A 13,655-nucleotide genomic window follows, 5' to 3' on the forward strand; every position below is an offset into this window, starting at 1 on the left:
CGCGGCCGCCGCGCCGTGGCGCTGCGGCCCAAGTCCATCCGGCGCGCTGCGGCACCCCGGTCCGGCGCACCGCCCGCACGGGGCGGCACATCGTCTGAAACAACGACAACCCAGAGCAACCGGCACGACCGCCCCGGACCCTACGTCATTCTCCAGGTCCGGCACGAGGCCCGTCGAATTGCCCACACTTCGAGCGGAATCGGATTGCACCGCGTCAAAAAGGCGACAAACCGACCGAATCGGGTGGGCCGCCGACCGGTTCGGCCGTCCAGACGTCACACTACCGGCAGCGCGCGGTCACCTCTCGAATCGGTGTCCGGATGCGACCTGGATCACCGTCGGCGCCACCGGACGGCCCCGGCCCGCGCCCACGGCCTTCACACGATCTGCTCACCCCAGAGCACCAGCACGCCGGTCGCGCCCGCCCCCGGCGCCAGCCCCCCGCCCTCGCCGACCGGCCGCAGCGGCGTCGCCTGGAGCAGCGCGCCGTCCGCGCGGTAGCCGGCCCCGGCGATCGCCCGGTGGACGTCCTCCGCCTCGGCGAGGGTCCCGGGCAGGGCGACGAAGCGCTCGGGCCGCCGGGCCAGCACCGCGCGCACCACGTCGAGGCCGCCGGACTCCACCACCGCGGCGTCCGGCTCCGGCAGGCCGCCCAGCACCTCGGGGCCGCTGCCGTACACGGCCTCCACCTCGACGCCGTAGCGGCGGGCGTTGACGGCCAGTCGGGCGCAGGCCGAGCGGGAGCCCTCGACGGCGACCACGGCGGCGCCGAACCGGGCCGCCTCCACGGCGAGGGCGCCGCTGCCGGCGCCGACCGACCAGACCAGGTCCCCGGGGCGTGCGCCCAGCCGGGCCAGTACCAGGGCGCGTACGTGGGCGGGGAGCACGTCGGGCGCGCCCGGTTCGTCTTCCGTGCGCCCGGCGCCCGTGTACGCGTCGCCGGGGAGCGCCCAGCCGCGGTCCGCGCCGGGGTAGCCGACCGGGCGCCCGGCGAGCCAGCCGGCCGCCTCGTCCACCGCCGCGGACCGGGCGCCGCCGCCGATCACCAGCACCACGTTGGGGTCGCGCCAGACGTGGTCGGCGATCCGGTCGGAGGTCAGGACGGTGACGTCCTCGTCGGGGGTGCCGAGGGCCTCGCAGACCACGAAGGTCCGGTGCACCCCGCGCAGCATCAGGGCGAGTTCGGAGGGCCCGGCGCCCGGCGCGGTGAGCACCGCGACCTTGGGGTGGGCCCGGCAGATGTTGGCCGCGCGGCGCAGCCGTCCGCCGTGCGCGCTGACCACCTGGGCGTCCTCCCAGGGCATGCCGGCCCGGGCGAAGGCGGTGGCCACCGAGGAGACGGCGGGCAGCACCTCCAGTTCGAGGCCGTACTCGGGGCGGCGCAGGGTGCGCACCACCCCGAAGAACCCCGGGTCGCCCTCGGCGACCACGACGGCCGCGCCGCGGTGCTCGGCGATCCGGCGGGCGGCCTGCCGGACGTTGCCGAGGGTGATCCGCTCGGCGGACTCCGGCACCGGGAGGGCGCTCAGTTGGTAGGGGGCGCCGGCCACCAGGGTCGCCGCGGCCAGGGCCGCGCCGGCGGCCTCGGTCAGCGGTGTGCCGTCCCACCCGATGACCGTGATCCGGTCAGCCATCTGCGGCCGTTCTCCCTCGACTCGGTGCGCCACTCGATCCGCCGCCGCGCGGCGCCGGTCCAGAGGCTACCGGGTGCGGTCCTCCGGAACCCGACATCTCGCACACATGTCCGCGCCGGGTGAACGGACGGCGCGGCGAGCGGCGGCCCGCTCCCCCGCGGGCGGCCCCGCGGCCGGGGCGCGGCTCAGTCGCGCAGCACGCGGCGGTGGCCGCCGGACCGGCCGACGGGCTGCGGCTCGGGCGCCTCCAGGTCCTCCGGGAGCAGGCTCCACAGGAGGAGGTCGCTGCGGCTCTCCTCCCCGGCCCGGTGGCCGCGGGGCGCCCCCACGACGTGCTCCGCGGACTCCCCGCGCACTATCCAGGCGCTGCGCAGCACGCCCTCGCTGATGGCGCCGATCTTCTGGGCGACCTGCTGGGCGGCGGTGTTCCCGGCGGCGGTGCGCAGCTCCAGGCGCAGGAAGCCGCGGTCCTCGAACAGCCACTGGGCGACGCCGAGGACGGCCTCCGGGGCGTAGCCCTCGCCGCGCGCCCAGACGGCGGTGACGTAGGAGACCTCGGTGCTGCGCAGCCGCCAGTCGGTGTTGCGCAGCTCGACCAGGCCGACCAGGCGCTGGGTCAGGTGCTCGGTGACGGCGAAGACGATGCCGCGCCCGGCGGCCCGGTGGGCGGGGGCGACGGTGCGGACGAGCTCGGCCGCGTACTCCTCGGTGAAGGGGTGCGGCAGGTCCGTCCAGGCCCGGACGAGGTCGTCGGCCATCATCGTGGCCAGGCCGGGGGCGTCGTCCTCCGCCAGGGGGCGCAGCAGCAGCCGTTCGGTGCTGATGGCGGTCTCGGGGAAGCTCGCTGCCATGCCGTCTCTCCTCGCCGGGTCGTGAACACAACACCGTACGCCTCCGGCGTGCCCCGGACGCCACCCGGTGCGCCGCCCGCACGACGGTACGTCAGGAGGCGGCCGGTCGGAGTGTCCCTGCTGCATACTGCCCGACCGGGCCCCCGCCGAGGTGCGGCGGGGGCCCGGTCGGGATCGGGACGTCGGCGGGCCCGGCTCAGAAGGCCGGGATGACCGAGCCCTGGAAGGTGTCGTCGATGTACTTCTTGACCTCGGCGGAGTGCAGCAGCTCGGCGAGCTTCTTGACCCGCGGGTCGTCCTCCTTGCCCTTCTTGACGGCCAGGATGTTGGCGTACGGGTTGCCCTCGGCCTTCTCCAGCACCAGGGAGTCGGTGGCCGGCTTCAGGCCGGAGTCCAGCGCGTAGTTGCCGTTGATCACGGCGGCGTCGAGGTCGGCGACGGAGCGGGGCAGCTGGGCGGCCTCCAACTCCTTCCACTTGAAGTTCTTCGGGTTGCCGGTCACGTCCGCCGGGGTGGCGGTGGTGGTGACGCCGTCCTTGAGGGTGATCAGCTTGTTGTCGGCGAGCAGCTTGAGCGCGCGGCCCTCGTTGGTGGCGTCGTTCGGCAGGCCGATGGTGGCGCCCTCGGGCAGGTCCGCGATCGCCTTGACCTTCTTGGAGTAGAGGCCCAGCGGCTCCAGGTGCACGGGCTCGACCGACACGATGTTCGTGCCGTGCTTCTTGTTGAAGTCCTCCAGGTACGGGACGTGCTGGAAGTAGTTGGCGTCGGCCGAACCGTCCTGCACCGCCGTGTTGGGGGTCACGTAGTCGGTGACCTCCTTGATGTCGAGCTTGAGGCCCGCCTTCTCCGCGAGGTTGTCCTTGACGTACTTCAGGATCTGACCGTGTGGGGTGGGGCTGGCCACGACCTTGAGCGGCGCGTCGGCGCTCGAGGAGGACGAGCCCGAGCTGCCGCACGCGGCGAGCGAGAGGGCGACGCCGGCGGTGGCGAGGATGCTGGTGAACTTCAGGGCGTTGCGCACGAAAAGTGCCTTTCTGCGTGGAACGGGGAGCCGCGTCCGGGGTCGGACGGGGGAGGTCCGGGGCGCGTCCTAGGAGGCGACGGGGTCCTGGTCGGCAGCCGCCGGGGCGCGGCCGAACAGCCGCGTCCGGCCGCCGCCGCGGCCGCTGTGGGACAGTCGCCGGACGGCGAGGTCGCCGAGCAGCTGGACGGCGGTGACGATGATCACCAGCTCGACCACGATGACCCACATGAAGGCGGTCTCGAAGCGCTGGTAGCCGTAGTTGACCGCGAGGGTGCCGAGTCCGCCGCCGCCGACGGTGCCGGCCATCGCGGAGTAGCTGACCAGGGTGATGACCGTGGTGGTGACGGAGGCCACGATGCCGGGCAGGGCCTCGGGCAGCAGGGTCTTGCGGACGATCGTCCAGGTGCTGCCGCCCATCGACTGGACCGCCTCGACCAGGCCCCGGTCGACCTCGCGGACGGAGGTCTCGACCAGGCGGGCGAAGAACGGGATGGCGCCGATGGTCAGCGGGACGGTCGCCGCCTGCCAGCCGATGGAGGTGCCGACGAGCCAGCGGGTGAAGGAGATCAGCGCGATCATCAGGATGATGAACGGCACCGAGCGGGCGATGTTCACGACGAAGCCGATGGCCTTGTTGACCGCCCGGTTGGCCAGCAGGCCGCCCTTGTCGGTGAGCACCAGCAGCACGCCCAGCGGCAGGCCGAGCAGCACGGTGACGAGCGCCGACACCCCGACCATCTGGAAAGTCTCCCGGGTGGCGGGCCCCATCAGCTCCTGCATCTGGTCCCAGGTCATGCCACCGCTCCGTTCGCCGCACCGATCACGTCCACCTGGAGGCCCTGCTCGCGCAGGTAGCCGATCGGCACCACGTTGTCCTGGTGGCCGCCGGGCAGTTCCACCCGCATCCGGCCGACCATCCGGCCGGCGATGGTCTCCACCGCGGCGCCGAGGATGTTGATGTCGATCTGGTACGTGCGGGCGAGCTGGGAGACGAACGGCTGGGCCGAGCTGTCGCCCTGGAAGGTGATCTCCAGCACGGTGGAGCCGGCGTGGCCGGTGCCGAACTCGCTGAGCGGGAACAGCTCGCGGGCCAGCTCGGAGCCGGGCTTGGCCAGCAGGTCGGTGAGCTCGCCGGACTCGACCACCCGGCCGCCGCGCATCAGGGCGGCGGAGTCGCAGACGGACTTGATGACGTCCATCTCGTGGGTGATCAGCAGGACGGTGAGGCCGAGCTGCTGGTTGAGGTCGCGCAGCAGCTTGAGGATCGACCGGGTGGTCTCCGGGTCGAGCGCCGAGGTGGCCTCGTCGGAGAGCAGCACCTTGGGCTCGCCGGCCAGCGCCCGGGCGATGCCGACCCGCTGCTTCTGGCCGCCGGAGAGCTGGTGGGGGTAGCTGCGGGCCTTGTCGCCGAGGCCGACCAGGTCGAGCAGCTCGGCGGCCTTGCGGCGGCGCGCGGTGCGGTCCAGGCCGATGATCTCCAGCGGGAGCTCGACGTTCTGCTGCACGGTCCGCGAGGAGAGCAGGTTGAAGTGCTGGAAGACCATGCCGATCCGGCGGCGGGCCTCGCGCAGCTCCCGGCCGGCGCGGTTCTCCCCGCCGGCCAGGGCGGTGAGCTCGACCCCGTCCACGGTGACGGTGCCGGAGGTCGGCCGCTCCAGCATGTTCACGCAGCGGATGAGGGTGGACTTGCCCGCACCGCTGGTGCCGACGACTCCGTAGACCTCGCCCGGGCGGACGTGCAGGTCGACGCCGGCGAGGGCGGCCACCTCGCGGCCTCGGGAACGGTAGACCTTCGTGAGGTCCGTGGTGGTGATCACAGCGGCTTTCCGTGGGTCGGGGGTGGGCGGCGTGGGGCGGCCGGCCGGCCGCCTGAGCGGTCGGCGGCGGCGTCGCGGCACCGCGCCAGGGGGCCGGGCCCGGCTTCCCTTGATCGTGACCGCCGGATGCCGGGGCCGCGCGACGGCGTGGCCCCAACGAGTCACGGCGCCGCGGGGTGCGGGCACGACGGAGGGGAGGGATCCGGAAGGGGGGCGCGCTCGCACGGGGCGGGAGCGGCGCCGGAGTCTCGCTTCGGGGCGCGAGGGGGTGGCGCCCTCAGCAGGGCGCCGGGGGCGGTGGCCCTCAGCGGTGACACATTCGACGACACATGGCACGCTCACCTGCCGGCAGGGTGCCGGTGGGGGTCCAGTTCGTCGTCGCAGTCATGTGAGCCAGTAAAACAGATGGGTCGATTTCCGCCCAATTATTTGGCAGACCTGTCCGCAATGCGGACATGCGCCGCTGTGACCTGCGCGGATGCCGTTCGGCGCCGCCGCCGGGGTCCGGATGGCGGCGGCGCCGGGTACCGTGCGCGGGGCCGGCTCAGGCCGTCGCGGCGAGCGGGGCCGCGGCCGGCTTCTCCAGGTGGACGAAGCTCAGCCGGCTGTTGACCTGCTCGACCCCGGTCTGACGGTACCCCTGGCGGGCGTACAGCCGCAGGTTGCCGAGGCTGCGGTGGCCGGTGGACAGCCGGTAGGCGCGTACCGGGCCGTCCTGGGCCATCCGGCGCTCCAGCGCGTCCAGCAGCCGGCCGCCGAGGCCGTGGCGCTGCATCCGCGGATGGACGACCAGGCTCCCTATCCGGGCGACGCCGTCCTCGCCGACGCGGCCGCGGACGGTGCCGACCACCTCGTCGCCCAACCGGGCGACCAGGACGTGCTGCTCGGACAGTTCGGCGCGCAGGCTCTCCAGGCTCTGCGTCAGGGGCCCGATGGCCCAGTCGCCGTACAGCTCGGCCTCGGGCTGGTAGCCGAGGTACTGGAGCTTGAGGATCTGCTCCGCGTCCTCGGCCTCCGCGGCCGAGATGATCACGCTCATGCCCATGTGGAGGGGCCTCCCCAGTCGTCGTGCCCGGCGCGCAGAGGGTGGCGCGCGCTCACGCTCAGTATCCGAGTGATCGCGCCACCGTCAAGAGCTGCGTTCGCCAGCGCTCTACCCGGGTGTCAGCTGCGCTCAACCTTCGCGGCGCCCGACGTGAGGAGGGTCACCCCCGCCGCGGCCGGGTTCCGGCCGGCCGGGCCCTCAGGGATAGCGCTCCGCGTGGAGCAGCGTGCGCAGGCAGGCCAGGCAGCGGGAGCGGGTGGGGCCGATCGAGCCGCGCGGCATCCCGAGCCGCTCGGAGAGCTCGCGGTAGGTGGGCGGCGGGTCCTCGGCGAGCGCGGCGATCAGCTGCGGACAGCGGCCGGGCAGCGCGGCGACGGTCTCGCGGACCGCGCGGCGGCGGCATTCGGCGAGGTAGACGTCCTCGGCTGAGGGGACGGACGGGAGGGCGGTGCACACACCGTGCATGACGGCCCGGGGCGGGAGCGGTTACGCCCGGGACGAGGCGCGGACGCGGGAGGGGCGCGACGGTCGGACCGCCGCGCCCCTCCCGCGCCGCACCGGGGGTCGGCCCCCGGTGCCCCGGGGTCGGCCCCGGCGGCGGTCAGCCCCGCACCCACTCCTGCTGCCGCGCCAGGTCCGCCTTCACCTCGGCGAGCTGGACCGCGACCGCCGAGGGGGCGGTGCCGCCGCGCCCGTCACGGGCGGCGACGGCCCCGTGGACGCTGAGCACCGAGCGCACCTCGGGCGTCAGGTGCGCGGAGATGTCGGCGAACTGCTCGTCCGTCAGGTCGGACAGCTCGATGCCCTCGGCCTCGCAGACCTTGACGCAGGCGCCGGCCACCTCGTGCGCGACCCGGAACGGCACGCCCTGCTTGACCAGCCACTCGGCGATGTCGGTGGCGAGCGAGAAGCCGGCCGGGGCGAGCTCCTCCAGCCGCTCCCGGTGCACCGTCAGGGTGGCCATCATCCCGGTGAAGGCGGGCAGCAGCACCTCCAGGGTGTCGCAGGAGTCGAAGACCGGCTCCTTGTCCTCCTGGAGGTCCCGGTTGTACGCGAGCGGCAGCGCCTTGAGGGTGGCCAGCAGGCCGGTGAGGTTGCCGATCAGCCGGCCGGACTTGCCGCGGGCGAGCTCGGCGATGTCGGGGTTCTTCTTCTGCGGCATGATCGAGGAGCCGGTGGAGAAGGCGTCGTGCAGCGTGATGAAGCCGAACTCCCTGGTGTTCCAAATGATCACCTCCTCCGCGATCCGGGAGAGGTTGACGCCGATCATCGCGGTGACGAAGGCGAACTCGGCGACGAAGTCGCGCGAGGCGGTGCCGTCGATGGAGTTGCCGACCGAGCCGCCCTCGAAGCCGAGCTCGGCGGCGACGGCCTGCGGGTCGAGGCCGAGCGAGGAGCCGGCCAGCGCACCGGAGCCGTACGGGGAGACGGCGGTGCGGGCGTCCCACTGGCGCAGCCGCTCGGCGTCCCGGCCGAGGGCCTGCACGTGCGCGAGGACGTGGTGGGCGAAGAGCACCGGCTGGGCGTGCTGGAGGTGGGTGCGGCCCGGCATCGCGGTGTCCGGGTGCGCCTCGGCGAGGCCGACCAGGGCGTGCTGGAGGTCGAGCAGCAGGCCGCCGATGGTCTTCGCGTGGTCCCGCAGGTACATCCGGAACAGGGTGGCGATCTGGTCGTTGCGCGAGCGCCCGGCCCGCAGCTTGCCGCCCAGGTCGGGGCCGAGGCGCTCCAGCAGGCCGCGCTCCAGGGCGGTGTGCACGTCCTCGTCGGCGACGGTGCCGGTGAAGGTGCCCGCCTCGACGTCGGCGAGCAGCCGGTCCAGGCCGTCCAGCATGCCGGCCAGTTCCTCGTCGGAGAGCAGCCCGGCCTTGTGCAGGACCCGGGCGTGGGCCTTGGAGCCGGCGATGTCGTACGGCGCGAGGCGCCAGTCGAAGTGGACCGAGGCCGAGAGCCGGGCGAGCGCCTCGGACGGGCCGTCGGCGAAGCGCGCGCCCCAGAGGCGGACGTCGGAGGACTGCTCTGCGGTCATCGCGGTGGCTCCTTCATGCTTGTGCAGTGGATGGCATAAGTATGCACGATGCCGTATGAAACACAAAACCCCGGCCGGACGGTCTCCGTCGGGCCGGGGTTCGTGCGTTCGGGGTATCCAGGCCAGGCCCTACTGCGCCTTCGCCTGGGCGAGTTGCATCAGGTGGTCGGCGAGCGCCTGGCCGCCGGCCGGGTCCCGGCTGATCAGCAGCACGGTGTCGTCGCCGGCGATGGTGCCGATGATCTCGAACACCTCGGCCTGGTCGATCGCCGAGGCCAGGAACTGGGCCGCGCCCGGCGGGGTGCGCAGCACCACCAGGTTGCCGGAGGCCGTCGCGGAGACCATCAGCTCGCCGGCCAGCCGGGCCATCCGGCCCTCGCTGGCCGACTCCCCCATCGGCGCGCGCGGCGTGCGGTCGCCGCCCTCGGCCGGGACGGCGTAGATCAGCGCGCCGTCCCGGTTGCGGATCTTGACCGCTCCCAGCTCGTCCAGGTCCCGGGAGAGCGTGGCCTGGGTCACCACGAGGCCGTCGTCGGCGAGCAGCTTGGCGAGCTGGCTCTGCGAACGCACGGGCTGGCGGGTGAGCAGGTCCACGATCCGCCGGTGGCGCGCGGTGCGGGTCTGCGGGACCTGCGGCGTCGGGCCGGCGGCGGAGGGGCCGGAGTGGGAAGCGGTCATGTGGTCATTCTCCCGGACGACGGTCAGCTCGCATCGGCCGGGGCGCTTTCGCGCACCGTCCGGAGGATGCCCGGCAGCGCGGCCAGGAAGGCGTCCGCCTCCTGCTCGGTCAGCACCAGCGGCGGGGCCAGCCGGACGGCGTCCGGGACGGCCGCGTTGACCAGGAAGCCCGCCTCCTGCGCGGCGGCCTGGACCTCGGCCGAGACCGGCTCGGTGAGCACGATGCCGAGCAGCAGGCCGGCCCCGCGCACGTGCGAGACCAGCGGGTCGCCGAGCGCCTCGACGCCGTGCCGCAGCCGTTCGCCGAGCTTGCGGGCGTGCTCCAGCAGGCCCTCGGACTCGATGGTGTCCAGCACCGCGAGCCCGGCCGCGGCGGCCACCGGGTTGCCGCCGAAGGTGGTGCCGTGCTGGCCCGGGGTGAGCAGTTCGGCGGCCGGCCCGAAGGCCAGCACCGCACCCATCGGCAGGCCGCCGCCGAGCGCCTTGGCCAGCGTGACGACGTCCGGCTCCACACCCTCGTGCGCCTGGTGGGCGTACCAGTGGCCGGTGCGGCCGACGCCGGTCTGGATCTCGTCCAGGACCAGCAGGGTGCCGGTGGCCCGGGTGATCTCACGGGCCGCCCTCAGGTAGCCCTCGGGCAGCGGGACCGCGCCGTTCTCGCCCTGGACCGGCTCCAGGAAGACGGCGGCCGTCTCGGTGGTCACGGCCGCGCGCAGCGCCTCGACGTCGCCGAACGGGACGTGGGTGACGTCGCCGGGCAGCGGGCGGAAGGGGTCCTGCTTGGCGGGCTGGCCGGTGAGCGCGAGGGCGCCCATGGTGCGGCCGTGGAACGCGCCCTGGAGGGCGACCAGGTGGGTGCGGCCGGTCCGCCGGCTGATCTTGAAGGCGGCCTCGTTGGCCTCGGCGCCGGAGTTGCAGAAGAAGACCCGGCCGCCCGGGCGGCCATCCAGCCGCAGCAGCCGCTCGGCGAGGGCGATGGTGGGCTCGGCCATGAAGAGGTTGGAGACGTGGCCCAGGGTGGCGATCTGCCGGCTCACCGCCTCGACGACGGCCGGGTGGGCGGTGCCCAGCGCGTTGACGGCGATGCCGCCGAGCAGGTCGGTGTACTCCTTGCCGTCGGCGTCCCAGAGCTTGCTGCCCTCGCCGCGGACCAGCGGGATGCGGGGGGTGCCGTAGTTGTCGGTGAAGGCGTGCTGCCACCGCTCGGTGAGCTGCTCGTTGTGCGCCACGGCGGTCGTGCCGGTCGTGCCGGTGCCGCCGCTCGTGCCGGTCGTGCCCGTCATGCCAGTCCCCCATTCACGGTCGGTTCGTCGTCCGGCACGACCATCGTGCCGATGCCCTCGTCGGTGAAGATCTCCAGCAGCAGGCTGTGCTGGACGCGGCCGTCCAGCACGCGGGCGGTGCCCACGCCCGAGCGGACGGCCCGCAGGCAGCCCTCCATCTTGGGGAGCATGCCGGTGGCCAGGCCGGGCAGCAGTTCCTCCAGCTCGCTCGCGCTGAGCTGGCTGATCACGTCGTCGGAGTTCGGCCAGTCCTTGTAGAGGCCCTCGACGTCGGTGAGGACGACGAGCATCTCCGCGCCGAGCGCGACCGCGAGGGCGGCGGCGGCGGTGTCGGCGTTGATGTTGTAGACGTGGTTGTCGGCGCTGCGGGCGATCGAGGAGATGACCGGGATGCGGCCGTCGGCGATCATCGCTTTCACCGCGCCGGCCTCGATGTTGACGATGTCGCCGACCAGGCCGATGTCCACCTGCTCGCCGTCCACCACGGCGTAGCGCTTGACCGCCGTCATGGTGTGGGCGTCCTCGCCGGTCATGCCGACCGCGAACGGGCCGTGCTCGTTGAGCAGGCCGACCAGTTCGCGCTGCACCTGGCCGGCCAGCACCATCCGGACCACGTCCATGGTCTCCGGGGTGGTGACCCGCAGGCCGTTGGTGAAGCTCGACTCCAGGCCCAGCTTCTCCAGTTGGGCGCTGATCTGGGGGCCGCCGCCGTGGACCACGACGGGGTGCAGGCCGGCGTAGCGCAGGAAGACGACGTCCTGGGCGAAGGCCGCCTTGAGGCCGTCGTCGACCATGGCGTTGCCGCCGAACTTGATCACGACGGTCTTGCCGTGGAAGCGCTCCAGCCACGGCAGCGCCTCGATCAGCGTCATGGCCTTGGGCAACGCGGTGTTGTTGCGGGCCTGTTCGCCCTTGGGTGCGATCTGCACAGGTTTCCCTCGTCGATGGGGGTCCTCCCGGCCGGAGGCCGGGCAGGACGTCGCGGACCGGGCGTCGCGGCCGGGGTGGCGCGGCGCGGGCTGTCGCGGCTCAGGGTGGCGCGGACGAAGTGACGCGGATCAGGTCGAGTAGGCGCTGTTCTCGTGAACGTAGTCGGCCGTCAGGTCGTTGGTCCACAGCGTGGCGCCCGCCGTACCGGCGTTGAGGTGCGCCGTGATGACGACCTCGCGGCCCTTCATGTCGACCAGCTCGCGGTCCTCCCCCACGCCGCCGGCCCTGCAGACCCAGACGCCGTTGATGGCGACGTCCAGCTCGTTCGGGTCGAAGGCGGCGGAGGTGGTGCCGATCGCCGCCAGCACCCGGCCCCAGTTGGGGTCCTCGCCGTGGATGGCGCACTTGAGCAGGTTGTTGCGGCTGATCGTCCGGGCGACCTCGACCGCCTCGTCCTCGGTGGCGGCACCGGTGACGTCGATCCGGATCTCCTTGCTCGCGCCCTCGGCGTCGCCGATGAGCTGACGGGCGAGGTCGGCACTGACGGTGCGGACGGCCTCGGCGAACTCGGCCGGCTCCGGGGCGACGCCGGAGGCGGCGGAGGCGAGCAGCAGCACGGTGTCGTTGGTCGACATGCAGCCGTCGGAGTCGATCCGGTCGAAGGTGGTGCGGGTGGCGCCGCGCAGCGCGGCGTCCAGGGCGGGGCCGTCCACGTCGGCGTCGGTGGTGAGGACGACCAGCATGGTGGCGAGGCTCGGGGCGAGCATGCCCGCGCCCTTGGCCATGCCGCCGACCGTCCAGCCGGCCGGGCTGGTGTACTGGGCGGTCTTGTGCACCGTGTCGGTGGTCTTGATGGCGATCGCGGCGGCCTCGCCGCCGTCCTCGGCGAGCGCCCCGGCGGCCAGGGCGACCCCGGGGAGCAGGAGGTCCATCGGCAGCCGGACGCCGATCAGGCCGGTGGAGGCGACGGCGACCTCGCCGGCGTTCAGGCCCAGCTCGGCGGCGGTCCGCTCCGCGGTGGCGTGGGTGTCCTGGAAGCCGAGCGGGCCGGTGCAGGCGTTGGCGCCACCGGAGTTGAGGACGACGGCGGAGACCCGGCCGCCCTTGAGGACCTGCTCGGACCAGAGCACCGGCGCGGCCTTGACCCGGTTGGCGGTGAAGACGCCGGCGGCGGCGAGCGAGGGCCCGTCGTTGACCACCAGGGCGAGGTCGGGGGTGCCGGAGGCCTTGATGCCGGCCGTCACCCCGGCCGCCCGGAAGCCCTTGGCGGCGGTCACTCCGACGTTGGTGCTGCTGCTCACGGTGCCACTCCGTTCACGGGAAGTCCGAGTTCCTCGGGCAGTCCCAGGGCGATGTTCATGCTCTGCACCGCGCCGCCGGCGGTGCCCTTGACGAGGTTGTCGATCGCGCTGATCGCGATGATCCGCCCGGCGGCGGCGTCCAGGGCGACCTGGACGAGGGCGGTGTTGGCGCCGTAGACGCTGCTGGTCTGCGGCCACTGCCCCTCCGGCAGCAGGTGGACGAAGGGCTCGTCGGCGAACGCCTCGGTGTAGGCGGCCCGCAGGCTCCGCGCCGTCACCCCGGGCCTGGCCTTGGCCGAGCAGGTGGCGAGGATGCCGCGCGGCATCGGGACGAGGGTGGGGGTGAAGGAGACGGTGACCGGCTCGCCCGCGAGCGGGGTGAGGTTCTGGACCATCTCCGGGGTGTGCCGGTGGACGCCGCCGACGCCGTACGGGCTGACGCTGCCCATGACCTCGCTGCCCAGCAGGTGCGGCTTGGCGGCCTTGCCGGCGCCGGAGGTGCCGGAGGCGGCGACCACCACGGCCTCCGGCTCGGCGAGCCGGGCGGCGTAGGCGGGGAAGAGCGCGAGCGAGACGGCCGTCGGGTAGCAGCCGGGCACGGCGATCCGGTTGCTGCCCTTCAGGGCCTCGCGGTGGCCGGGGAGTTCGGGCAGGCCGTAGGGCCAGGTGCCGGCGTGCGCGGAGCCGTAGAACTGCTCCCAGTCGGCGGCGGCCCGGAGCCGGAAGTCGGCGCCGCAGTCGATCACCAGGACGTTGGGGCCGAGCTCCTCGGCGACGGCGGCGGACTGACCGTGCGGCAGCGCCAGGAACACCACGTCGTGGTCGGCGAGCACCTCGGGGGTGGTGGCCTCCAGGACGCGGTCGGCGAGCGGGAGGAGGTGCGGCTGGAGCAGGCCCAGGCGGGTCCCCGCGTTCGAGCCGCCGGTCAGCGCCCCGATCTCCAGCTCCGGGTGGCCGAGCAGCAGGCGCAGGACCTCGCCGCCCGCGTAACCGCTCGCGCCGGCGACGGCGACTCGCAATGCCATGGCGTTCCTCCTTAGTCTTGGCATGAATATACGCGTGACGG

The 13,655-nt window shown here is 73.7% G+C and carries 13 protein-coding genes; all 13 read right to left on the minus strand.

Annotation, left to right across the window (positions count from 1 at the left end):
- Positions 1-377: 377 nt before the first annotated feature.
- A complete protein-coding gene (gene cbiE, locus ACH5AR_RS18505) occupies positions 378-1,634 on the minus strand; it encodes a precorrin-6y C5,15-methyltransferase (decarboxylating) subunit CbiE (RefSeq protein WP_396302475.1) in 1,257 nt (418 codons plus the stop codon).
- A gap of 185 nt (positions 1,635-1,819) precedes the next feature.
- Positions 1,820-2,485: a GNAT family N-acetyltransferase gene (locus tag ACH5AR_RS18510; RefSeq protein WP_396302476.1), complete on the minus strand. Its 666-nt coding sequence runs from the start codon at positions 2,483-2,485 to the stop codon at positions 1,820-1,822.
- A gap of 196 nt (positions 2,486-2,681) precedes the next feature.
- On the minus strand, positions 2,682-3,506 hold the full coding sequence (locus tag ACH5AR_RS18515; RefSeq protein ID WP_396302477.1) for a MetQ/NlpA family ABC transporter substrate-binding protein: 825 nt from the start codon (positions 3,504-3,506) through the stop codon (positions 2,682-2,684).
- Positions 3,507-3,575: 69 nt separating this feature from the next.
- Positions 3,576-4,304, minus strand: coding sequence for a methionine ABC transporter permease (locus ACH5AR_RS18520; protein ID WP_396302478.1), 729 nt, complete (start codon positions 4,302-4,304; stop codon positions 3,576-3,578).
- Positions 4,301-5,326 (minus strand): methionine ABC transporter ATP-binding protein, encoded by a 1,026-nt coding sequence (locus ACH5AR_RS18525; RefSeq protein ID WP_396302479.1) that lies wholly within the window; start codon positions 5,324-5,326, stop codon positions 4,301-4,303. The genes ACH5AR_RS18520 and ACH5AR_RS18525 overlap by 4 nt, the downstream gene beginning before the upstream one ends.
- Positions 5,327-5,870: 544 nt before the next feature.
- The gene (locus ACH5AR_RS18530; RefSeq protein ID WP_396302480.1) at positions 5,871-6,371 is read right to left on the minus strand and encodes a GNAT family N-acetyltransferase; all 501 of its coding nucleotides are present in this window, start codon (positions 6,369-6,371) and stop codon (positions 5,871-5,873) included.
- 198 nt (positions 6,372-6,569) lie between these two features.
- The gene (locus ACH5AR_RS18535; RefSeq protein WP_396302481.1) at positions 6,570-6,827 is read right to left on the minus strand and encodes a hypothetical protein; all 258 of its coding nucleotides are present in this window, start codon (positions 6,825-6,827) and stop codon (positions 6,570-6,572) included.
- A gap of 145 nt (positions 6,828-6,972) precedes the next feature.
- Positions 6,973-8,397, minus strand: a complete 1,425-nt coding sequence (argH, locus tag ACH5AR_RS18540; RefSeq protein WP_396302482.1) for an argininosuccinate lyase — start codon at positions 8,395-8,397, stop codon at positions 6,973-6,975.
- A 129-nt stretch (positions 8,398-8,526) separates the two neighbouring features.
- Positions 8,527-9,075 carry an arginine repressor gene (locus ACH5AR_RS18545; RefSeq protein ID WP_049652068.1) on the minus strand — a complete coding sequence of 183 codons (549 nt, stop codon included), beginning with the start codon at positions 9,073-9,075 and terminating at the stop codon, positions 8,527-8,529.
- Positions 9,076-9,098: 23 nt separating this feature from the next.
- Positions 9,099-10,358 (minus strand): acetylornithine transaminase, encoded by a 1,260-nt coding sequence (locus ACH5AR_RS18550; RefSeq protein WP_396302483.1) that lies wholly within the window; start codon positions 10,356-10,358, stop codon positions 9,099-9,101.
- A complete protein-coding gene (gene argB / locus ACH5AR_RS18555) occupies positions 10,355-11,230 on the minus strand; it encodes an acetylglutamate kinase (protein ID WP_396302511.1) in 876 nt (291 codons plus the stop codon). Before argB ends, ACH5AR_RS18550 begins: the two co-directional genes overlap by 4 nt.
- Positions 11,231-11,416: 186 nt before the next feature.
- Entirely contained in the window at positions 11,417-12,589 is a 1,173-nt protein-coding gene (gene argJ / locus ACH5AR_RS18560; protein ID WP_396302484.1) for a bifunctional glutamate N-acetyltransferase/amino-acid acetyltransferase ArgJ, read from the minus strand.
- Positions 12,586-13,614, minus strand: a complete 1,029-nt coding sequence (argC, locus tag ACH5AR_RS18565; RefSeq protein WP_396302485.1) for an N-acetyl-gamma-glutamyl-phosphate reductase — start codon at positions 13,612-13,614, stop codon at positions 12,586-12,588. The genes argJ and argC overlap by 4 nt, the downstream gene beginning before the upstream one ends.
- Between the last annotated feature and the right edge of the window lie 41 nt (positions 13,615-13,655).

The sequence above is a fragment of the Kitasatospora sp. NPDC018619 genome (genome assembly GCF_044391605.1).
Classification (GTDB): Bacteria; Actinomycetota; Actinomycetes; order Streptomycetales; family Streptomycetaceae; genus Kitasatospora.

What these genes read in the sequence shown, in the direction of transcription:
- cbiE (WP_396302475.1), bottom strand. Translation starts at nt 1,634, where the DNA reads ATGGCTGACCGGATCACGGTCATCGGGTGGGACGGCACACCGCTGACC.
- ACH5AR_RS18510 (WP_396302476.1), bottom strand. Translation starts at nt 2,485, where the DNA reads ATGGCAGCGAGCTTCCCCGAGACCGCCATCAGCACCGAACGGCTGCTG.
- ACH5AR_RS18520 (WP_396302478.1), bottom strand. Translation starts at nt 4,304, where the DNA reads ATGACCTGGGACCAGATGCAGGAGCTGATGGGGCCCGCCACCCGGGAG.
- ACH5AR_RS18530 (WP_396302480.1), bottom strand. Translation starts at nt 6,371, where the DNA reads ATGGGCATGAGCGTGATCATCTCGGCCGCGGAGGCCGAGGACGCGGAG.
- argH (WP_396302482.1), bottom strand. Translation starts at nt 8,397, where the DNA reads ATGACCGCAGAGCAGTCCTCCGACGTCCGCCTCTGGGGCGCGCGCTTC.
- ACH5AR_RS18545 (WP_049652068.1), bottom strand. Translation starts at nt 9,075, where the DNA reads ATGACCGCTTCCCACTCCGGCCCCTCCGCCGCCGGCCCGACGCCGCAG.
- ACH5AR_RS18550 (WP_396302483.1), bottom strand. Translation starts at nt 10,358, where the DNA reads ATGACGGGCACGACCGGCACGAGCGGCGGCACCGGCACGACCGGCACG.
- argB (WP_396302511.1), bottom strand. Translation starts at nt 11,230, where the DNA reads ATGACGCTGATCGAGGCGCTGCCGTGGCTGGAGCGCTTCCACGGCAAG.
- argC (WP_396302485.1), bottom strand. Translation starts at nt 13,614, where the DNA reads ATGGCATTGCGAGTCGCCGTCGCCGGCGCGAGCGGTTACGCGGGCGGC.